The following is a 19,885-nucleotide window of genomic DNA, read 5'->3' on the forward strand; positions in this document are numbered from 1 at the left end:
TCACGCTACCGATGATTCGGCGGCCCAGCGGAGCAGCCGATCCACATGCGGCCCGGTGTCGCCGGCGACCGTCGCGGCGACCCCGAGAACGATCTCACCCCCGGTCCCGTCGATGGTGATGACGGCCCCCTCCGGAATGGACCACCCGCCCACGACGACCTGATCATCATGGGGAGTGGGTTGCCGGTCCGTAGCCGTCTGGTCGGCGTCGGTGCCGTCCGGAATCGATCGCCCGCTCACGACCACGTCGTGGATGCGGACGGCGAGGCCCGCCGCGCCCACCACGGCTGGTTTGCCCATCGACCGGGCGACGACGGCGGCGTGGCTGGTCAGGCCGCCGGTCGTGGTGACGATCCCGGCGGCGGCGGCAAGCCCGTGCAGGTCGAGCGGCGACGTGTGCGGCCGCACCAGGATGACCGGCCCGCCGGCCGCCATCCGGACGGCACTGTCCGCGGTGACCGCCACCCGGCCGGTCGCGACCCCCGGCCCGGCCCCCAGCCCGCGAGCGAGAATCTCCGGCCCCGCACCGCACGATGGGGAATCCGCGGAAGGCGGTGGCGAGGCGGCGGCGCGGATTCGTGGGACGGCGGCCGCCCGCAGATGACCCGGTGTGATCCGGCGGACGGCCGTGGCCCGGTCGATCAACCCCTCGTCCACGAGGTCGACGGCGACCCGGACGGCCGCGCGCCCGCTCAACCCACCGGGCCGGACCTGCAGCAACCACAGGCGGCCGGACTCGACGGTGAACTCGACATGGCACACGTCCCGGTAGTGGCGTTCCACCCGGTCCAGCGCATCCATCAGCCCCGCCCACACCGTCGGCTCGCGGGTGGCCAGGGCGTCCAGCGGCAGGGTCGGAACCGTCCCGGAGACCACGGCGTCGCCCTGACTCCGGAACAGCACGTCACCGTAGGGCCGCCGCTCCCCGGTACTCGGATCACGGCTGAACGCCACCCCACTGCCGCTGTGCTCGTCCCGGTCGCCGAGGACCATCGCCTGCACCACCACCGCGGTTCCCTGATCGTGCGGGATGTCGTGCAGCTCCCGGTAGGTGACGGCGCGCGGCGCGTTCCACGAGGCGAACACCTCCCGCACCGCCCCGCGCAGGTCGCCGGTGGAACTCACGTCGAGCAGGGTGTCCATCATCCCGGGCATGGACACGGCGGCCCCGGAACGGACCGAGACCAGCAACGGCCGGGCCGGATCGCCGAGGCGGCGGCCGGTGACAGCCTCCAGGTCACGGACGGCTCCGGCCAGCTCCCCACGGGGGAGGTCGCCGTTCTCCAGGAAGACGCGGCAGGCGGCCGTGGGGATGACGAAGCCGGGCGGCACGGGCAGCCCGAGCCGCATCAGGGTGACCAGGCCGTGAGCCTTTCCGCCGATCACCGAGGCGTCCAGGGCCAGGTCCGGAGAGAGGACGTGGATCTCGCTCATCGGGGGATCCCGAGGGTGACCAGCAGATTCTCGTGGAGCTGGAACCACACGTTGTGGTACGACTCGGTGCTCTCCGCCAGATCGCCGCGGGCCAGGGCAGTGCTGAGCCGGGTCCGGTAGGAGCCGAACCGGGGCAGCGCCGCCGTCAGCGCCGCGCACACGGGGGAGACCCGCCGGTCCAGGTCGGCGAAGCGGGCCAGGACCCGGGCGTCATAGGCCGCGTCCGTGTGGTCGTTGACCGCCGCGACCCCGTCGACGGTTCGCAGGTGCCAGGCCGTGGACAGGTCCATCAACTCCGGATTCAGGACCATGAAATCGGTGTACGCGCTGGTCACAGCCGCATGAGCACCCGCCTTGTCCAGCTCCTCGGCGACCAGCCGGGCGTCCTCGGTCTTGCCGGCCTCGGTCAGGCCCCACCCACCGAAGGCCCCCGGCGTACGGGTGACGAGCCCTTCGACCGCAAGGTCGATCAACCGTGACTCGGCCTCCTCCGGCGGCAGCCCGGCGGCCGACGCCACCCGGGCGAGGTCGGTGAATCCCATGCACCGCAGCGTGTGCAGCACCGTCAGATCGGTCATGCCGTCACCGCCGCGTGCCCGGCGCCGCGGCCATCGGCGCGCGCGATGATGCGCCCGTCCCGGATCCGCACCGCGGCCTCCGTGTCGTCGGCCACCGGAACCCCGATGGCGTGGGCGAACCCCTCCGCCCCGTCGACGATGATCCGGACGGGTGGTCGCACCCCACCGGGGAAGATCTGCCGCAGCATGGCCATGATCCCGCTGACCCGCAGCCGCACGAGCGCCCCGATCTCGGCGGGATCGCTGGTCACGGCCGCGATGGTGACGTTGTCGGCGGCGGCGGAGGCGGCGTCCGCATCGGAGGAAGCGGCCCGGGACACGGCCCGCACCGCCTCCTCGGCCGCACCGAGCCGCCGGGCGCCGAGCACCACGAGCACCCCGTCGTCGACCTCCTCGGGTGGCTCCCACCGGTCGTCGCAGGCCCGCGCCGCCGGGATGAACGGCAGGTGCGGCGGATCCCACTCATCGTGCAGCGAGATCGATGTGAGGTGACCGCAGGCGCGCGCCAGGTCGAACGGGTCCCCGAACCCGGGCGCGGACTCGGCCAGGTGGTCGGCCCCGTGCAGCAGGGTGAGGATCATCTCGGCGAGCCGCACCCGCCGCCCTCCCGGCGGCAGGCAGGACTCCAGCGCCAGCCCGAGGAGGAGCCCCTCCAGGCGGGTGAGCTCACCGAGCACCCGTCGCCCCGGCTCGTCGTCGAACACCCCGGCCACCGATCGCGCCCGCAACCGCGCCCCGGCGGCCGTGTCCCCGGTCATCGGCAACCGCTCCAGCCAGACCCGTGCGAAAGCCTCAGCCGCCGCGGCGACACCGAATGCCGGTGCGGAGGACGGCGAGGCGCCGGTGATCGGCCGATGCGGCCACTCGTCGAGCAGCACCGCCAGATAGAGCGACCGCTTGCTGGCAAAGTTCGAATACACCGCCCCGCGGGTCAACTCGGCCCGCTCCGCGATCCGGTCGACCTTCGCCTCCGCATAACCGTGCTCCTCGAACTCCGACACCGCGGCGCTCAGCACCGCGGCCCGGGTGCGTGCCTGCTGCTGCGCCCGCGTCAACCGAACCATGCCATCAGCATACTCACGCCATCCCGATGATGGGAGCATCCGAAAAATGGTTGGCGGCCGGGCCCGGCGCCCCGCTAGCCTGGCCGCATGCACACAGGGATCGCTTTCATGAGGTTGCGGATCCGCCGCTGACGGCGGCGCGACCTGCACCATGCCCGCCGTCTCGGCGTCCTGCCGGGCGGCCCTCTCCGGCTACCCGGCTCCTCTTCGAGAGCTGCGGAGCAACCCCGTGTCCCTGGAAACCCGCACGGCCGCCCAACTGCGCGCCGGCGACATCACCGTCACCCTCGGCGCCCGCCGGATCCTCGACCACGTCTCGGTCACCGTCTCCACCCGGTCCCGCCTGGCGATCGTCGGCGAGAACGGCCGCGGCAAGACCACCCTGCTGCACGTCCTGGCCGGCCTGCTCACCCCGGACGCCGGCACCGTGCACCGGGTCGGCGCCATCGGCCTCGCGGCGCAGGCGCTGGCGTCCGGCCCCGGCCGGACGGTCGGCACCCTCACCGGCGAGGCCCTGCACGCGTCGCACGCCGCCCTGACCGCTCTCGATCAAGCCACCGACGCCCTGAGCGCGGGCCGCCCGGGCGCCGGCGACCGCTACGCGGCAGCGCTGGAGGCGGCCACCCGGCTGGACGCGTGGGACGCCGACCGCCGCGTCGACGTCGCACTGGAGGCGCTGAACGCCTGCGCCGACCGCGACCGCGAGCTGTCCACGCTCTCGGTGGGCCAGCGCTACCGGGTGCGGCTGGCCTGCCTGCTCGGCGTACACCACGACCTGCTGCTGCTGGACGAGCCGACCAACCACCTGGACGCCGGCGGCCTGGCCTTCCTGACCACCCGCCTGCGCGAGCACCCCGGCGGCCTGGCGCTCGTGAGCCACGACCGCCAGCTGCTGCGCGACGTGGCCCGGGAGTTCCTCGACCTGGACCCGGGCAGCGACGGCCGGCCACGGTGGTACGCCGGGGGCTACGACGCCTGGCAGGACGGCCGCCGCCGCGACCGGCAGCGCTGGGAGCAGGAGCACGAGGAGCAGCAGGCCGAGCACCGCCGTCTGGAGCAGGCGGTGGACCGGGCCCGGGCCCGGCTGACCACCGGCTGGCGCCCCGACAAGGGCGTCGACAAGCACAAACGCCAGTCCCACACACCCGGCGTGGTGCAGGCGCTGAACCGCGATCGCGCGGCCCTGGCCGCGCACCGGATCACCGTGCCGCCACCCCCGCCGGCTCTGCGGTGGCCCGAGCCGGAGACGCGGCCCGGCCTTCCGATCATTCACACCCGGGTGGTACGGGTGGGCGCCCGCCTGACGAAGCCGGTGACCCTGGAGCTCGCGGGCGGCCAACGGCTCGTGGTCACCGGCGCGAACGGCGCCGGCAAGTCCACCCTCCTGGCCGTCCTGGCCGGCCGCCTCGCCCCGACCGCCGGCACGGTCCACCGGTCGCCCGCCGCGAGCATCGCCCTGGTCGCACAGGAGGTCCCGGACTGGCCACCGGGCGCCACGGCCCGCCAGATCTGCCCCACCGACGCGACCGGCCTGCTCGACGCCGAGGCCTGGCGGACCCCGGTGTCGCGTCTGTCGCTGGGCCAGCAGCGCCGCCTCGACCTGGCGGCGAGACTGACCCCACGACCGGATCTGATCATCTTCGACGAGCCGACCAACCACCTGTCCGCGGCCCTGGTCGACGAACTCACCGCGGCACTACAGCGCACCTCGGCCGCGGTCGTGGTCGCCACCCACGACCGCCGCCTGCTCGCCGACCTGTCCGGCTGGCCAAGGTTGAGCCTCGATTGAATTGCGGTGAGACACCCGGGGTCAGCCGATCAGATGCAGCCCGGCGGCCGCGTACCGGGCCAGGAGGAAGCCCACGATTCCGACCACCCAGCCCATCATGTCGCTGCGGGCCAGCCACTCACTGAACCTGGTCAGCACCGGCAGGAGCCGCTTGCCGGTGGCCAGGCGCAACCCCAGCAGCGCCACCGCCGGCATGATCATCACGAGGCAGTAGCCGGCCATCGTCAGCGTGATCTGCGCGGCGTTCATCGACGACGTGGTGATCAGGCCGATCGCCGCGATGTACGGCAGCATCGTCGTCACCTCGGCGGCGGCCGCCGCCAGCGCCAGCCCGGCCAGCGGCAGCAGGCTCCCCTCCAGCGGGGGAGTGGGCAGCGGCTTCTTCCGGCCGTCCATCCGGAAGCTGTAGAAGAACATGCCGGCACCGATCGCCAGCAGCACCCACAGCACCGGGCGGCTGTCCAGCAGCCGGGTCAGCTGCGGCAGGAACCGGTCGGCGCCCAGCGCCGCCGCCACCCCGATGCCGAAGTAGAACAGCGCCACCGTGCCCAGGAAGAGCAGGACCCGGCCGGCGCGCACCGGTCCCGGCTGGATCAGGAACCAGATCGGGATGAGCAGTGTGCCGAAGCTGGTCGAGTCGATGAGAGCGAGCACGGCCAGTGATGCGAGATCCATGCCCTTGACTCTCGATCAGGAAGCCCGGTCGCGCGTCCGTCGAAGGATGTACGGACATCGGCGGCCGCCGTGATGGGATGGGACCGTGCGGGTGACAGAACGGTGGCGTAACGACATGCGGTTCCAGGACCGTGTCACCGCGGCGGCCACGTTCGCGGCCGGCGTCCTGCTGAACCTGGTCGGCCTCACCGGCCTGTGGCGGATCCCGACCGACTTCTCCCCGGCGTGGCACCACCTCACCCTGTTCGCCGGCTGCCTGGTCATGCTGGGCAAACGCCGCCACCCGATGCTCGCCCTCGGCGCCGGCACCGTGATCCTGGGCGTGGACGCGCTCCTCGGCGGCAGCGTCGGGGTCATCCTCGTCCAGTTCGACCTGCTGTTCTCGGCCGGACTGTTCGCCTCCGACCGGGCCCGCAAGGCGCTCACCACCGCCGTGTTCGTGATCACCGGCACGGCGACCGTCGTCGGTGGGCTCGCCTCCGGGGAGTTCCGGGTCGCCGTCTTCATCTGCTTCCAGCTGGTGACGCTGCTGCACGTACCACTGTGGTGGGCCGGGAACATCCGCCAGCAGCGGCGGCTCGGCGAACTCGCGGCCCGCGAGGCGGTCGTCGCCGAACGCGCCGCCATGGCCCGTGACCTGCACGACGTCATCGCGGCCCACCTCACCACCACGGCCATGCACTCCGGGGCGGCACTGGCCCGGGCGCCCGACACCGACCGGGACCGGGCCGCGCTCCGGGCGGTACGCACCAGCAGCCTGGCCGCCCTCGAGGAGATGCGGTCGATGATCCTGCTGCTGCGGGCCGACGACCCGGCACCCCGAGACCCGGCCCTGCCCGGCGACCTCGACCGGCTGCCCGACCTGGTCGCCGCCGCGGGCCCGCGCGTCGAGACCCACATCGCGGCCCTCCCGCAGGTGCCCGCCGTGGTGGCGCAGACCGTCTACCGGATCGTCGGCGAAGCGCTCACCAACGCCGGCAAACACGCCCCCGGATCGCCGGTGACCCTCGACGTGCGGCCCGACGGCGACCGGCTGACGGTCACCATCACCAACACGCTGACCAGTGGGAACGGTGTCGACCACCACGCGCTGAGCGCCGGCACCGGGCTCGTCTCGATCCGGGAGCGGGCCACCCTGCTCGGCGGCGACCTGACCGCCGCCCGCGACGGCGACCACTGGCGGGTCCGGGCCACCCTGCCGCTGCGAGGAGACCCATGATCCGGGTGCTGCCGGCCTTCCGTTCCCGGGGCCGCTCATGATCCGCGTGCTCTTGGCCGACGACCACGCCGCCGTACGGGCCGGCATGCGGCTCATGCTGGAGGAGGCCACCGACATCGAGATCGTCGGGGAGGCCGCCGACGGGGCGGTGGCCGTCCGGCAGGCGTCGGCGCTGCGGCCCGACGTGGTGCTCATGGACATCCGCATGCCCGGCACCGACGGCATCCGGGCCACCCGCGAGATCACCACGGCCGGGCACGCCGACGTCCTCGTCCTCACCACCTTCGACCTCGACGACTACCTGTTCGGCGCGCTCCGGGCCGGGGCCGCCGGATTCCTCCTCAAATCCGTCGAACCGGCCACCCTGATCGACGCCGTCCGCCGCATCGCCGCCGGTGACGGCATCCTCGCGCCGGAGGTGACCCGCCGCCTGCTCAGCGCCTTCGCCGAGACCCCGGCGCCGACCACCGCCCCGGCCGCCCTCGACCACCTGACCGGCCGGGAACGCGACGTCCTGGCCGCCCTCGGGCGTGGGCTGTCCAACGCCGACCTCGCCACCGAACTCGCCATCACCGAGGCCACCGCCAAGACCCACGTCTCCCGGGTCCTGGCGAAACTCGGCTGCACCTCGCGCGTACAGGCCGCGATCCTCGCCAAGGAGGCCGGCATAGCCTGATCCCATGAGGATCGTCGTCGCCGGACTGGGTGGGACCATCGCGATGACCGGGCATCGGGACGGGGGAGTGGCTCCCACACTCTCCGCGCCCGAGCTGGTCGAGGCCGTGCCGGGGCTGTCGGAGACCGGCATCGAGCTGGACGTGCGGTCGTTCCGCAACCGGCCGGGCGCCGCGCTGACGCTCGGCGACCTCGGCGAGCTTCTCTCGCTGCTCCGGGAGAGCTTCGCGGCGGGCGCGGCCGGCGCGGTGGTCACCCAGGGCACGGACACGATCGAGGAGACGGCGTACGCGCTGAGCCTGCTCCACACCGGCGACGAACCGAGCCCACCTGCTCAACCGTCCGGCCCGCCGCCACACCGTGCCGGTCGAGTCGCTCGCCGCACCCGCCCGGGTCACCCTCTGCACGGCCACCCTCGGCGACGACGGCAGCCTGCTCCCGCTGCTCGCCGAACGCTCCGACGGGCTGGTGATCGCCGCGCTCGGGGTCGGGCACGTGCCCGAGTCGTGGGTGCCCCACCTGGAAGCGGCCGCCCGCCACATCCCCGTGGTCCTGGCCTCCCGCACCGGCGGCGGCCGCGTCGCGACCAGCACCTACGGCTACCCCGGCGCGGAACGCGACCTGATCGCCCGTGGGCTGATCCCGGCCGGGTTCCTCGACCCGTACAAGGCCCGGCTTCTCCTCCAGATCCTGCTCACCGCTGGCCATCCCGACATCCCGGCGGCCTTCACTCACTCGTAGCAGTTCTGGTCGTCGTGTTCGAGAGCCAGCTCGGCGACCTTGCTGTCCTTGAAGGCGAACCGGTAGTGAACGCCGTCGTGCCCGTCCTTCTCCCCGGCAAAGGCGGTCCCGTTGCCGTTGAAGCCGCCCTCGGCGTCGATGGCGCGCAGGACGAAGTCGGAGTAGGCCCGGTCCACCTGCTCATATGTGCTGCCGATCCGGATGCCCTCGGGGGTGGCGATCCGGCCGTACGCGGGAATGTGGAGCAGGCCCTTGTCCGAGTAGACGACGGTGACATCCGCGTCGTTCGCGGACTTCAACGGTGCCGATCCACAACCGGTTCCGGTGGCGTCGACCTCGCCGGTCGCCGCGGCCGCCTTGATCGACATGCCGATCCGCAGCTTCCCGAAGCCGGTGGGACCGAACACCGGCGTCGTGGGCGTGCGGGAAGCCTTCGACGGTTTCGGTGACGCCGACGACGGCGTGACACTCGGGGAGACCGCCGGGGCCGCTGTGGTGGCCGACGGCGGCGCCGGGGTGGCCGCGCCCGCCGGTGAGGCCTGGCCGTCCAACCGCTGCGGTGAGCCTGCGCAACCGGCGGAGGCGGCCACACCGGCGGCCGTCGCGAGAACCAGGATCGTGCGTCGCATCTCCGTCAACCTCTCTGTCTGTTCGTCATGAGGTGCGATGCCGCCACCTGCGACCCGGTTCGCGATCCTGAGTCACAGGTCGGTAACGGCGCCGGACGCGATGCCGTACATCGATCTTCCACCGCTGCCCGGGCGTGTTGAGGGAGGGGTTCTGATTCAGTTCTTCTCGACGATGATGCCGAGGGCTCCGGCCAGCGTGTAGGAGAGGGCCAAAAGGTCGCCGGGGTGGATGATGGCGCCCTGCCAGCTGGTGATGCCGCCGATGCCGGACAGGTCGCAGTGCTGGAAGCGGGCGCCGCGCATGGTCGCGCCGCTGAACTGGGCGCCGGTCAGGTCGCAGTCGGTGAAGTGGGCGCCACGCAGGTCGGTGCCGGTGAAGTCGGCACCGGACAGGTTGCAGCCGGTGAACGCGGCCGCGTCCAGGCGGGCGGCACGCCAGTTGGTCAGGTCGAGTTTGCAGTCGGTGAACGTGACGTCCCGCAGGACGGCGCCGTTGCAGGCCAGGCCGGTCATCCGGCAGTCGCGGGCGGCCACGCGCTCGGCCGAGCCGTTCTCGATGCGCAGGTTCGAGAAGTCGGAGCGTTCGATCAGGCAGTCGGTGAACCGGGCCCTCGGAAGGGCCGATCCCGCCAGACGGGCCGCCCGGAAGCGGCACTGCGCGAACTCCACCGACTGGGCGAACCGGCCGATCAGGTCGGCGTCGTCGAAGACCAGGCGCTCGTAGAGGCCCTCGGACTCCAGATCGGGCCCGGCCGCGGCCGTCTCGGCGGGTGGGACCGGTGGGCGTGGCGGTGAGGTGCGGGGCACCCCGAAACCCTACGAGCAGCCGGAATCCGGCACCCACACAGGTGGAAGTTCTTCGGGTGCCGGTCCGGTGGCCGCGGGTCGTGATCGGGTCGATCCTGTGCTGACGACGACCATGGCCCTGATCGGGACCCTGACCCTGCTGGCGGCGACGGTGGCACCGGCCACCGGCCCGGGACCGGACGGCCCCGCCCGGCTGGCCGCGGGGAACGCCCACACGTGCATGCTGGACGCCGCGGGGAGGGCCTACTGCTGGGGCTACAACTACGAGGGTCAGCTGGGGCACAGTGGCACCGCCAACCGGTCCCGCCCGATCGCCGTGAAGACGCCCGCCGGGATCGTCTTCACCCAGATCACCGCGGGTGACGGGCACACGTGCGCGCTGGCCCGCGACTCGCGGGCCTACTGCTGGGGCGACGGCCGCCTCGGCCAGCTGGGCTACGGCGGCACGGCGGACCGGCGGGTTCCGACGGCGGTGAAGGGGCCCACGTTCACGTACCTCACCGCCGGCGACGACCACACGTGCGGGCTGGGCGTCGACGGCCGGGCCTACTGCTGGGGCAACGGCGAGTACGGCCAGCTGGGCGACGGGCGGCTCGGCCGGCGGTCCGTGCCCGGGGTGGTGCCGGCTCCGGTCCGGTTCACACAGCTCAGCGCCGGTGCCGCCGACACGTGCGGGCTGGGCGTCGACGGCCGGGTCTTCTGCTGGGGCAACGGCGTCTACGGCCAGCTGGGTGACGGCGGCACGGTCAACCGGCCCCGGCCGGTGGTGGTGCGGGCCCCTACCGGGGTGACCTTCACCCTGATCGCCGCCGGCGGCTACCACACCTGTGGGCTGGGCAGGGACACCAAGGCGTACTGCTGGGGCCAGGACACGTCCGGCCAACTCGGCGACGGCGGGACGGCGAACCGGTCCCGGCCGGTGCCGGTGAAGTCCCCCGCCGGGGTGAGATTCACCCGGCTCGCGGCCGGCAGCGGACACACCTGCGGGCTGGGCGGCGACACCCGGACCTACTGCTGGGGGCAGGGCGGGTCCGGCGAACTGGGCGACGGCGGCCGGGCCGTCCGGTTGACGCCGGTCGCGGTGAAGGCCCCGGCCGGGGTCACCTTCACCCAGCTCACGGCCGGGGAGAGCCACACGTGCGGGCTGGCCGGCGGAACTCGGGTCTACTGCTGGGGCGAGGGGCTGAACGGGCGACTCGGTGACAGCACCAACGCGTACCGGCTGGTGCCGGTGGCGGTGACCACCCCGTAATCCCGGCGGCCGCGTCGCGGCCGTGACCCGGCAGCGCCCGGTGCGAACCGGCGGAACGGCCACGTTTCGGCGAGGACGGGCACTTCCGTACGAGAAATGGGTCTTCTCGGGTGACCCGCACCTCGTGCCGCCGCCCTGACGGGACAGGGGTCGGCAAGATCGGGATAGGTTTCTAGACTTCGGTGGCCGTGGCCGCCGGCCCGACGACCCTGAGGAAGGACGCCTCGACGTGACGCTGACCCAGCAGGCTCCCGCGCCGCACATCCACCCGCGGGCGGAGTCGCCGCAGACCGCCGACCAGGCCGTGCTGATCGTGCACGGACGGGACCGGACCGGTATCGTGGCGGCGATCAGCGCGGTGCTCGGGAGGCACGGGGCGAACATCGTCTCGCTGGACCAGTACTCGGACAATCCGCACGGTGGGGCGTTCTTCCAGCGGACCGTCTTCGGGCGCGCCGACCTCAAGGCGGCGCTCCCGGCGATCGAGGCGGATCTGCGCGCCGAGCTGGCCGGCGGGTTCGAACTGGAGTACACGCTGCGGGACCTGTCGGCGCCGAAGCGGGTGGCGATCTTCGCCTCCAAGACCGACCACTGCCTGCTCGACCTGCTGTGGCGGCACCGGCGCGGCGAGCTGCCGATCAACATCGCGATGGTGATCTCGAACCACGCGCACTCGGCCGACGAGGTCCGCTCGTTCGGCATCCCGTTCTTCCACGTGCCGTCGCAGGGCGCGGACAAGTCGGCCGCCGAGGCGCAGCACCTCCAGCTGCTCACCGGCAACGTCGACTTCATCGTGCTGGCCCGCTACATGCAGATCCTGTCCGCCGACTTCATCGAGCGGGTCGGGGTGCCGATCATCAACATCCACCACAGCTTCCTGCCGGCGTTCATCGGCGCCGACCCGTACGCGAAGGCCGCGCACCGTGGCGTGAAGCTGGTCGGGGCGACCGCGCACTACGTGACCGAGGATCTGGACGAGGGCCCGATCATCGAGCAGGACGTGGTCCGGGTGAACCACGCGCACACCGTCGCCGAGCTGCGCCGCCGGGGTGCGGACGTGGAGCGGGACGTGCTGTCGCGGGCGGTGCTGTGGCACGCCGAGGACCGGGTCATCCGGCACGGCAACCACACCATCGTCTTCCAGTAGCCGGTCACCGCCGCCACCAGGGACGCCGTGGCGCCTGGGCGGCGCCGCGGACGGCGGCGTGCGGGTCGGTGACCGTGATCGGCGCGGGCAGGCCGGCCCCGCGCAGCGCCGTCGCCAGCCCGGTCTCCGCACCGGCCAGCACCACGGCGCCGACCTCGGCCGGGGTGACCTCGGCGTCGGCCAGCACCTGCTTGATCACCTCGGGCAGCCGGTCCACGTGGGCGGCGACCGCGATGGCCAGGTCGTCGCGGGACAGCACGACCGCCTGATGCGGCTCGGGCAGCAGCATCGGCGCCCGCGGCTGCACCGCCAGCAGGGCCCGGGTCTGCTCGACCTCGCGGGTCAGCCGCCAGTCGTCGGGGTCGGCCTCGAAGCCGGCGCGGGCCGCGGCTATCCGTAGCAGCGCCTCGTCGACGGCCGGGGCGCCCGGGGCGCGGACCGGGGCGGCGGCCAGCTGCCGGTAGCCGTCGTCGGCCGTGGCCAGCACGGACAGCTCCGGCCAGGCCGTGCCGGTGAGGGCGACCAGCGCGATGCGGGTGCCGGCCAGGGCGGCGAGGGCGGCGCCCGCGGTGGTCACCCGCGGCCGGGGCAGGCAGGCCGTGGCCGCGGCCCGGGACAGCCGTTGCAGGGCCGGCTGGCCCCAGGCCTGGGCGGTCACCACGGTCAGGGCGGTGATCCGGCCGGCGGCGTGGTCGGCCACATGGGCCAGGACCGCGGCCACGGCGGTCACCGGGTCGAAACTCGGGTCCGAGGTGCCGCCGTGCCGCAGCAGGGTCATCGGGTCGGGCCGGTAGCCGTCCGGGCGGAAGGCGCCGGCGGTCAGCGCCGCGGTGCCGGCCGTGAACGCGCCGCCGTCCTGGAAGACCCCGCTGGGGGAGCGGCCGCGGCCGTCGACGACCAGCGGCTGGATCGTGCCGGCCGACTCGAACACCGCGGTGATCCACCAGGCGCCGATGTCGACGACGAGGTGAAGATCTGTCGCGGCCATGCCGGAAAGTGTCCCAAATGGACTGACGTTTAACGGCTACGGTCCGGATTTTTCCCCAGATGCTGAGAGATCGACTCTTTCGTCACTACTCGGCAATTGTTTGTTCACTTATGAACTCCGCGCCGCGAGTCGAACCACAACCCCAGGCCGGTGGCGACCGCGCCGACCGCCTCCCACACCGCCACCCCGAGGAACGCCCCCGGCGCCACATCGGTCACCACCAGGCCGGTGAACACCGTGAACGTGAGCAACCGGAACGGCACCGTGAACAGGAAGAACGGCCGCCACTCGGTCGCCGTCGCCACCAGGTAGTAGACACCCATGTTCAGCGACGCCATCGACGAGGCCGTCGCGAACGTGCGGCCGGCGCCGTCCAGGTCGTCGAAGCCGGCGCCGGCCGCCACCGTCCCCGGCGAGATCAACCCGGCCACACCGAAGACCACGGCCATCGCCCCGAAGACGGCGATCGTCCACCCCGCGACCGAGCGCGGCACCAAGATCCGGAACATATCGAAGACTGTAGAGTGCCCGGGTGGATCAACAGAGTCATCCCCCGGCACAGTTCGGATACGCGCCACCGTCACCGCCACCCGGACCGCAGTGGAACGGCAAGACGAACGGCTTCTCCATCGCGGCGCTCGCCATGTCGCTCATCGGCTGCGCCGGGATCTTCACCATCGTCTTCGGCGTCGTCGGTCTCAATCAGAGCCGCCGCAACGGCGACAAGCGAGGCAAGGTCTTCGCCGTCATCGCGCTGAGCATCACCGGGCTGTGGCTGCTCGTCATCGCCGTGGCCATCGGTGTCGCCGTCGCTCGTGACGTCGCCGACGGGCCCGACCGGGACGCGTCCGGCGCCATCCGCGGCGAACGCTCCATCTCGCTCAGTGACCTGCGCGCCGGCGACTGCGTCAAGGACCTCGACGACCAGACCGGCACGTCCATCGACGTGCTGCCCTGCTCGTCGCCGCACAGCAGCGAGGTGGTCGCGGTCTACGACCTGCCGGCCACCGGCGTCACCGACCCGGAGGCCTCGGCCGAGGCCGGGTGCGAGAAGGCCTACCAGACCTACACCGGTCAGAAGGTGCCGGAGGACGCGAAGCTCTTCCTCTTCACCGCCCGGATGGCCGAGCTCGGCACGACGAACGACCCGACCGTGCTGTGCTTCGCCCACCAGCTGACCGGCACCACCACCGGCTCGCTCAAGCGCTAACAGGCCGGTTCGTAGGGCAGGGACGGCACGTGGGCCGGCCACTCGGCGGGGTCGAGGCCACCCGCCCGTTCGCAGGCGGCGGCCAGCGGAGAGGCCAGCACCGCCCGCAGCCCGGCCAGGTCGAAGATCTGGATCCCGTCCACATCGGCGGCCACCAACTCGGGCCGCACCGGGCTGAACGCCGACCCGGTGTGCGCGCCCGGCAACACCGCCACCAGGAGCGGATCCTCCTCCTCCGGCAGCGCCCACAACTCGGTGCCGCTGCCGGAGGTGAGGGCCAGCAGCGACCGGTCCCCGCTGAGCGACAACGTGGTGACCATGGTGCCCGGCGTACGCTCGCGCGGGGCGGACCGCATCACCGGCACGCCGTTGCGCGACGACCAGGTCAGCACGTCCCGGTGCACCCCCACGACCAGCCCGTCGCGGGCGGTGACCTGGAGGAAGCCGCCCTGCCCGCCGAGCGACGCCATCCGCCGCGGGCCGGCCGGGCCGGAAAGGTCCCAGACGGTCAGGGCCGACTCGGTGCCGCCGTTGTCGTCCGCCACCACCAGCGCCCCGGTACGCGGATCGAAAGCCGCCACCGCGTTCGGTGACGCGGGCACCGCTCCGAGGATCTCCTGGCCGGGCGTCACCCGGTAGATCAGCACCCGCGACCCCCGGTCCAGCACCGCGGCCAGCCCTCGCTCCGGATCGAGGTCGAGCACCGGGAGCACCCCGTCCAGCAGCACCCGCGGCCGGTCCCCGGACAGGTCGATCACCGCGCCGCCGGCCAGCACCAGTGTCCCGTCGCGCCCGAGCCGCAGCCGGGACGCCCCGCGCACCACGAGCGGGGCCCGCGCCTGCACCGGGTGGGCCGGATCCCGTACGTCCAGAAAGGTGGTCCGCGCCGCCGTGGACACCGCCACCACCCCGTCCGCCGCCACCGTGACCTGCCGGAACCGGTCCACCTCCCCGGGCAGCCCGGCCAGCCGCGGCGGCGTGAGCGGGTCCAGCCGCCACAGCGCCGCCGACGTCCGCGCCCCCTCCCATCCGGCGGTCAGCACCCGGCTGCCGTCCGGCGCGAAGTCGATCGACGCCGCCCAGCCGCCGTCGCGGCGCAGCATCCGGATCGGCACCGCCTGCCCGGGCCGGCCCACACTCCACAGCGCGACGGTGCGTTCGGTGTTCCCGACCGCGAGCACCGTCCCGGTGCGGTCGAACGCCACCGCCGTGGGCGGCTCGTCCTCCTCGCCGAGCGCCCCCAGATAGCGGGGCCGTGCTGGATCGCCCACGTCGTAGAACCGGATTCCGTCGGTGACCGTCGCCACCGCCAGGGTCTTCCCGTCCGGGCTGAACGCCAGGTGCAGGACCGCGTTCGCGTCCTCGATCACCGCGATCTGCCGGGCCGGCCCGTCCGGCGGCGTCGACCACACGGTCAGCAGCTCTCCGGCCGCGACCGCCGCGAGCACCTTGCCGTCCGGTCGCAGCCGCGCCCCGCCCCGGGTGACCGCGCCCGCGTCCATCCGCCACACCGCGCGCGGCCGCGCCGGCTCCCGAACGTCCCACAGCTCGATCCGGTCGGAGGCGGTCAGCAGGCGCCCACCGTCCCCACTGAACTGCACGCTGTCCCAGGCCCCGCCCGGAATCTCGGACAGCACCCGCGCACCGGCGGTGTCCCAGATCCGCAGCCGCCCACCGGCCGTGGCCAGCAGCTTCCCGTCCGGGCTGAACGACAGATCGGTGGTCTCCCCACCGCCGGCCGGCAGCGAGGCGGCCGGGGTGAACCGGTGATCGGCGACCGTCCACAGGTCCACCCGGTCGGCGCCGCCGGTCGCGACCATCGCCCCGTCCGGCCGGTACTCCACCGTGTAGACCGCCGACCCGCCCACCTCGCCGTCGTACCCGGTGGCCAGCGCCCGGGTCACGGCGGCCCGGCCGCGCGCCGACGGGCTGATCGCCTCCGCGCTGACCGCCAGCCGCACGGCCAGCCCCGGATCGGCGTCCAGCACCTCCGCCGACCGGTTCAGCAGGTCCCGCTGCACCAGCGCCCGGTCCTGCCGTTCGGCCCGGTCGTAGGAGCGGGCCAGCGCCACCCCCGACCCGGCCACCAGCGCGGCGACCAGGCCGGCCGCCAGCGACCAGGCGATCCACCGGCGGGCCGGGCGCCCGGCGGCCTGCGCGGCCAGCGCCACCTTCCGCAGCTCCGGCGTCATGTCCGGCCCCGGCCGCCCGGCGGTCAGCAACGCGTCCAGCAGCTCGTGGGCGGCGGGCCGGCGCTCCGGATCCTTGGCGAGCGCCCGCTCGACCAGGTGCCGCAGCGGACCGGTCAGTCCGTCCAGGCTCGGCGGCTGGGTGAGGATCCGGCCGATCGTGGCCAGTGGCGAGTCCCCGTCGAACGGTGTCCGGCCGGCCGCCGCGTATCCGACCAGCACACCCCACGCCCACACGTCGGCGGCCGGACCGACCCGTCCGCGATCACCGGTGTCCAGACACTCCGGCGCCAGATAGCCGATCGTCCCGACCACCTGATCCGGACCGGTCAGATCCGCGCTCAGGTCGGCGCCCCGCGCGATCCCGAAGTCGATCACCTTGGGCAGGCCGACGGCGAGCAGCACGTTCGCCGGCTTCAGATCCCGGTGCACCACGCCCGCGCCGTGGATGGCGACCAGCGCGGTGGCCACGCCGACAGCCACCGCGTACAGCTCGGTGGGGGTCAGCGCGCCCCGGTCCCGGACCACCTCCGCCAGGCTCGGCCCGTCCACGAACTCGACCACCAGATAGGGCGGATCGTGTTCCAGATCCGAGTGCAGCACCGCGGCCGTGCAGAACGGCGGCACCTGCCGGGCCCGTTTCACCTCACTGCGGAACCGGGCCAGGAACCTCGGATCCGCCGACACCTCGGGCCGCACCACCTTGACGGCCACCTGCCGCCCGTCCGGATCCCGTCCCAGGTAGACGGTCCCCATGCCGCCCGACCCGAGCCGCCCGAGCAGCACGACGTCACCGAGCCGGGCCGGGTCGCCGGCCACCAGCGGGGTCACCGGCACGCGTCTGCCCTCATACCAGAAGTCTCGGCAGCCACCGCCGCCCGGTCAACGCCGAACCGCACAGATGCGCGGATCGCCTGGTTCCGCTGGGACGCCCTCCCACCCGGGACCCACCCCTGTTCCGCGGCCTGCGGCGCTCGGCGGCGCCGCTTCGGCTCAGCGGTTGGTGACAAACCAGGATCTCGTACGCGCTACGCGTACCCGATCGTGCATTTCCGCGAGCCGGTGCCGGGTCCGGACCGTGCCGCGCCCGCCGGGCGTGAGTGGGTGGTCTCGGTCAGGCGCTCCACCAGCGTTCCGTGCCGCGGGTCACCTCGAAATGCCACCAGCCGGGCCCGCCACCCCGCCGCCGGGTCTCAGGTCACGTGGCCGCACACGTAGAAGGTCACGTGTGCGGCGGCCAGGGCTGTCGGCCGCGTGGGCGCACACGCACCCTCGACCGTGTGCGCGAGTGTCGTGGGTCTGGCGGCGGGATCCGGCAGCGCTTGTGTGTGATGGCCGGGCACATCGGCCGATCGGCCACCTCAGCCCGGCGGGGCGCCGGTCCTGGGAGCGGCAGTGGCTTGCGGGGGCAGGGTGGGACGGTCCGCATGAGGCGGGATGGATTCACGCGTACCGGATAGAGTGTCCGGCCATGAGGTCAGTCCGGCGGGTGGTCCTGGCAGCGCACGCGTTCGTGGTGGGGGTGCTCCCGCACGCCGGGATCGTGGCCCTCCGGCCGGACCGGGACCGTTCGATCATTGCGGCGGAGGGCTGAGCGGTGGCGTCCAACCGGTTCGTGATCCTGGGAGTGGCGGTGGCCGTGGTTGCCGGCGGCGGCGGCCTTATCGTGACCCGGTTGGACAGCGGGGCGAAACCGGCGACGACGACCGTGGCGGCCGTGGTGGTGGCCCCGGCCATGGCGCCGATCCCCACCCCGGCCGGGCCCACCGCGGCCGAACTGGCGGCCGCCGACCGGGCGAAACGCGTCAAGCGGCTGGACGCCGCGCTGAAGAAGCTGGCCGGCGCCACCCCCGACTTCTCGGTGTCGGTGCTCGACCGCAAGACCGGGCAGTCCTACCACTACCGGGGCAAGGTCAGGTTCGACACGGCCAGCATCGTCAAGGTGCAGATCCTCACCTGCATGCTGCTCAAGGCGCAGGACGCCGGCCGTGGGCCCACGTCGGCCGAGATGGCGCTGGCCAAGCCGATGATCCGGCTCAGCGACAACAACGCCACGACGAGCCTCTACAACAGGCTGGGTGGCCGGACCGCGGTCGGGAGATGCAACAAGCGGCTCGGCCTGACGAGCACCGTCATGAACAGCCGGTGGGGTCTCACCCGGACCACCGCGGCCGATCAGGTGCGGCTGCTGTCCGAGCTGGTCGACACCAAGGGGCCGCTCGGCGCGTCGTCCCGCAAGACCGCGTTCACCCTGATGAACACCGTCGACAAGGCGCAGGACTGGGGTGTCCCGGCGGTCGCCCGCAAGGGTGAGAACTTCACGGTCAAGAACGGCTGGGACACCCGCTCGGCCGACGGCGGCCTGTGGGCGGTCAACACGATCGGCCGGATCACCACGAAGAACGGCGCCGTGGACGTGTCGGTCGCCGTCCTCTCCCACAACAACCGGACGATGACCGCCGGCGTCACCCTGGTCGAGAAGATCGCCAAGCTGACCCGGACCCACCTGGGGTACTGAGATCCTCGCGGGCCGCCGCCCGGCGCGGCCGGCGAACAGAACGGCGATCGCGCGGCGGATCCTCACGTGGTCGATGGTCCCGGCCATGCGGGTCATGCCATCCGTGCCGATGGTCATGCCCCAGGTCATGATCCATGAAAGTGTCGTAGGCGGGTGAGAGCATCCTCGCGTGACGCTGAACTTCGTGGAGCACGGAAGCGGTGTGCCGGTGGTCGCCATCCACGGGTGGACGGCTGATCACCGGCTGATGTCGGGTTGTCTGGAGCCGGTGTTCGCGAAGCGGCCCGGCTACCGGCGGATCTACCTTGATCTGCCGGGGATGGGCCGCTCGCCCGCGCCGCCCGCACTGACCGGTTCCGATGGTCAGCTGGCGGCGGTGCACGAGTTCATCGGTGAGGTGCTCGGCGATGAGCCGTTCCTGCTGGTGGGGGAGTCGTACGGCGGCTATCTGAGCCGGGCCGTCACCCGGGACCGTAGTGATCAGGTGCTCGGCCTGGCGCTGATCTGCCCGATCGGCACCGAGGTGCAGCGGTCCCGCCGCACGCTGCCCGGCCTGGAGGTGCTGCGGCCCGACCCGGCCGCGGTCGCCGGGCTGGACGAGGCGACGGCCACGGCCTTCACCGAGATGGCGGTGGTGCAGAGCCCGGAGGCGGCCGCCCGGTTCCGCGACGAGATCATGGTCGGCCTGCGCATCGGCGATCAGGAGGCGATCGCCCGCGTCGAGCAACGGTGGGCGTTGAGCTTCCCACCCGAGTCCGGCCCGCCGTTCACCCGGCCCACCCTGATCCTGACCGGCCGGCAGGACCAGGTCGTCGGGTTCGCGGACCACATCGCGCTGCTGCCGCACTACCCACATGCCACCTTTGCGATCCTCGACGTGGCCGGCCACAACCTTCAGATCGACCAGCCGGCTCTGTTCGAGGCGCTGACGCACGAGTGGCTGGACCGGGCCGGCCACGGCTGAGGTCGT

Annotated in this window: 19 protein-coding genes and 1 pseudogene; 11 read left to right on the plus strand and 9 right to left on the minus strand. The window is 73.0% G+C overall.

The window, feature by feature from the left end:
- Genes KZ829_RS17790 through KZ829_RS17800 form a run of 3 tightly spaced genes read right to left on the minus strand, consistent with a single transcriptional unit; the run spans position 1 to position 3,076 of the window.
- Positions 1 to 1,434: a PEP/pyruvate-binding domain-containing protein gene (locus KZ829_RS17790; RefSeq protein ID WP_220145040.1), complete on the minus strand. Its 1,434-nt coding sequence runs from the start codon at positions 1,432 to 1,434 to the stop codon at positions 1 to 3.
- Positions 1,431 to 2,012, minus strand: a complete 582-nt coding sequence (locus KZ829_RS17795; RefSeq protein WP_220145041.1) for a transcriptional regulator — start codon at positions 2,010 to 2,012, stop codon at positions 1,431 to 1,433. The genes KZ829_RS17790 and KZ829_RS17795 overlap by 4 nt, the downstream gene beginning before the upstream one ends.
- Positions 2,009 to 3,076, minus strand: a complete 1,068-nt coding sequence (locus KZ829_RS17800; RefSeq protein ID WP_220145042.1) for a TetR family transcriptional regulator — start codon at positions 3,074 to 3,076, stop codon at positions 2,009 to 2,011. Before KZ829_RS17800 ends, KZ829_RS17795 begins: the two co-directional genes overlap by 4 nt.
- Positions 3,077 to 3,305: 229 nt before the next feature.
- On the opposite strand from KZ829_RS17800, the gene KZ829_RS17805 reads away from it, so the two are divergent.
- Entirely contained in the window at positions 3,306 to 4,865 is a 1,560-nt protein-coding gene (locus KZ829_RS17805; protein WP_308285539.1) for an ATP-binding cassette domain-containing protein, read from the plus strand.
- Positions 4,866 to 4,886: 21 nt separating this feature from the next.
- Here the strand turns inward: KZ829_RS17805 and KZ829_RS17810 are convergent, their stop codons facing one another.
- Positions 4,887 to 5,540 carry a GAP family protein gene (locus KZ829_RS17810; RefSeq protein WP_220145043.1) on the minus strand — a complete coding sequence of 218 codons (654 nt, stop codon included), beginning with the start codon at positions 5,538 to 5,540 and terminating at the stop codon, positions 4,887 to 4,889.
- Positions 5,541 to 5,625: 85 nt separating this feature from the next.
- Here KZ829_RS17810 and KZ829_RS44550 point away from each other — a divergent pair, with 85 nt between their 5' ends.
- The 4 genes and pseudogenes from KZ829_RS44550 (at position 5,626) to KZ829_RS43040 (ending at position 8,175) form a co-directional block, all read left to right on the plus strand.
- Positions 5,626 to 6,759 carry a sensor histidine kinase gene (locus KZ829_RS44550; protein ID WP_220145044.1) on the plus strand — a complete coding sequence of 378 codons (1,134 nt, stop codon included), beginning with the start codon at positions 5,626 to 5,628 and terminating at the stop codon, positions 6,757 to 6,759.
- A 37-nt stretch (positions 6,760 to 6,796) separates the two neighbouring features.
- Entirely contained in the window at positions 6,797 to 7,435 is a 639-nt protein-coding gene (locus tag KZ829_RS17820) for a response regulator (RefSeq protein WP_220145045.1), read from the plus strand.
- Positions 7,436 to 7,478: 43 nt separating this feature from the next.
- Positions 7,479 to 7,691: pseudogene (locus tag KZ829_RS44895) on the plus strand (asparaginase); the annotation flags it as partial.
- 103 nt (positions 7,692 to 7,794) lie between these two features.
- Positions 7,795 to 8,175, plus strand: a complete 381-nt coding sequence (locus tag KZ829_RS43040) for an L-asparaginase family protein (protein WP_308285540.1) — start codon at positions 7,795 to 7,797, stop codon at positions 8,173 to 8,175.
- Here the strand turns inward: KZ829_RS43040 and KZ829_RS43045 are convergent.
- Together KZ829_RS43045 and KZ829_RS17830 are read right to left on the minus strand one after the other, a co-directional pair.
- On the minus strand, positions 8,166 to 8,804 hold the full coding sequence (locus tag KZ829_RS43045) for a hypothetical protein (protein WP_246635831.1): 639 nt from the start codon (positions 8,802 to 8,804) through the stop codon (positions 8,166 to 8,168). The genes KZ829_RS43040 and KZ829_RS43045 overlap by 10 nt on opposite strands.
- 156 nt (positions 8,805 to 8,960) lie before the next feature.
- Positions 8,961 to 9,611: a pentapeptide repeat-containing protein gene (locus tag KZ829_RS17830; protein WP_220145046.1), complete on the minus strand. Its 651-nt coding sequence runs from the start codon at positions 9,609 to 9,611 to the stop codon at positions 8,961 to 8,963.
- 97 nt (positions 9,612 to 9,708) lie between these two features.
- On the opposite strand from KZ829_RS17830, the gene KZ829_RS17835 reads away from it, so the two are divergent.
- Both KZ829_RS17835 and purU read left to right on the plus strand, forming a co-directional pair.
- On the plus strand, positions 9,709 to 10,863 hold the full coding sequence (locus KZ829_RS17835) for an RCC1 domain-containing protein (protein ID WP_220145047.1): 1,155 nt from the start codon (positions 9,709 to 9,711) through the stop codon (positions 10,861 to 10,863).
- A gap of 229 nt (positions 10,864 to 11,092) precedes the next feature.
- Positions 11,093 to 12,010 carry a formyltetrahydrofolate deformylase gene (purU, locus tag KZ829_RS17840; RefSeq protein WP_220145048.1) on the plus strand — a complete coding sequence of 306 codons (918 nt, stop codon included), beginning with the start codon at positions 11,093 to 11,095 and terminating at the stop codon, positions 12,008 to 12,010.
- A gap of 4 nt (positions 12,011 to 12,014) precedes the next feature.
- On the opposite strand, the gene KZ829_RS17845 is transcribed toward purU, so the two are convergent.
- Together KZ829_RS17845 and KZ829_RS17850 are read right to left on the minus strand one after the other, a co-directional pair.
- Positions 12,015 to 12,998, minus strand: coding sequence for a hypothetical protein (locus tag KZ829_RS17845; protein WP_220145049.1), 984 nt, complete (start codon positions 12,996 to 12,998; stop codon positions 12,015 to 12,017).
- 104 nt (positions 12,999 to 13,102) lie between these two features.
- Positions 13,103 to 13,507, minus strand: coding sequence for a hypothetical protein (locus tag KZ829_RS17850; protein ID WP_246635832.1), 405 nt, complete (start codon positions 13,505 to 13,507; stop codon positions 13,103 to 13,105).
- 23 nt (positions 13,508 to 13,530) lie between these two features.
- Here KZ829_RS17850 and KZ829_RS17855 point away from each other — a divergent pair, with 23 nt between their 5' ends.
- On the plus strand, positions 13,531 to 14,208 hold the full coding sequence (locus KZ829_RS17855) for a DUF4190 domain-containing protein (protein ID WP_220145050.1): 678 nt from the start codon (positions 13,531 to 13,533) through the stop codon (positions 14,206 to 14,208).
- On the opposite strand, the gene KZ829_RS43050 is transcribed toward KZ829_RS17855, so the two are convergent.
- Positions 14,205 to 17,234 carry a protein kinase domain-containing protein gene (locus KZ829_RS43050; RefSeq protein ID WP_308285541.1) on the minus strand — a complete coding sequence of 1,010 codons (3,030 nt, stop codon included), beginning with the start codon at positions 17,232 to 17,234 and terminating at the stop codon, positions 14,205 to 14,207. The two genes, KZ829_RS17855 and KZ829_RS43050, sit on opposite strands and share 4 nt — an antisense overlap.
- 634 nt (positions 17,235 to 17,868) lie before the next feature.
- Here KZ829_RS43050 and KZ829_RS44010 point away from each other — a divergent pair.
- The 3 genes from KZ829_RS44010 (at position 17,869) to KZ829_RS17870 (ending at position 19,879) form a co-directional block, all read left to right on the plus strand.
- A complete protein-coding gene (locus KZ829_RS44010; RefSeq protein WP_281428162.1) occupies positions 17,869 to 17,991 on the plus strand; it encodes a hypothetical protein in 123 nt (40 codons plus the stop codon).
- Positions 17,992 to 17,994: 3 nt separating this feature from the next.
- On the plus strand, positions 17,995 to 18,915 hold the full coding sequence (locus KZ829_RS17865; RefSeq protein ID WP_308285542.1) for a serine hydrolase: 921 nt from the start codon (positions 17,995 to 17,997) through the stop codon (positions 18,913 to 18,915).
- A gap of 169 nt (positions 18,916 to 19,084) precedes the next feature.
- Positions 19,085 to 19,879 (plus strand): alpha/beta fold hydrolase, encoded by a 795-nt coding sequence (locus KZ829_RS17870; RefSeq protein WP_220145051.1) that lies wholly within the window; start codon positions 19,085 to 19,087, stop codon positions 19,877 to 19,879.
- Positions 19,880 to 19,885: the final 6 nt, after the last annotated feature.

Source organism: Actinoplanes hulinensis, assembly GCF_019429605.1.
In the GTDB taxonomy this organism is placed as follows: Bacteria; Actinomycetota; Actinomycetes; order Mycobacteriales; family Micromonosporaceae; genus Actinoplanes; species Actinoplanes campanulatus.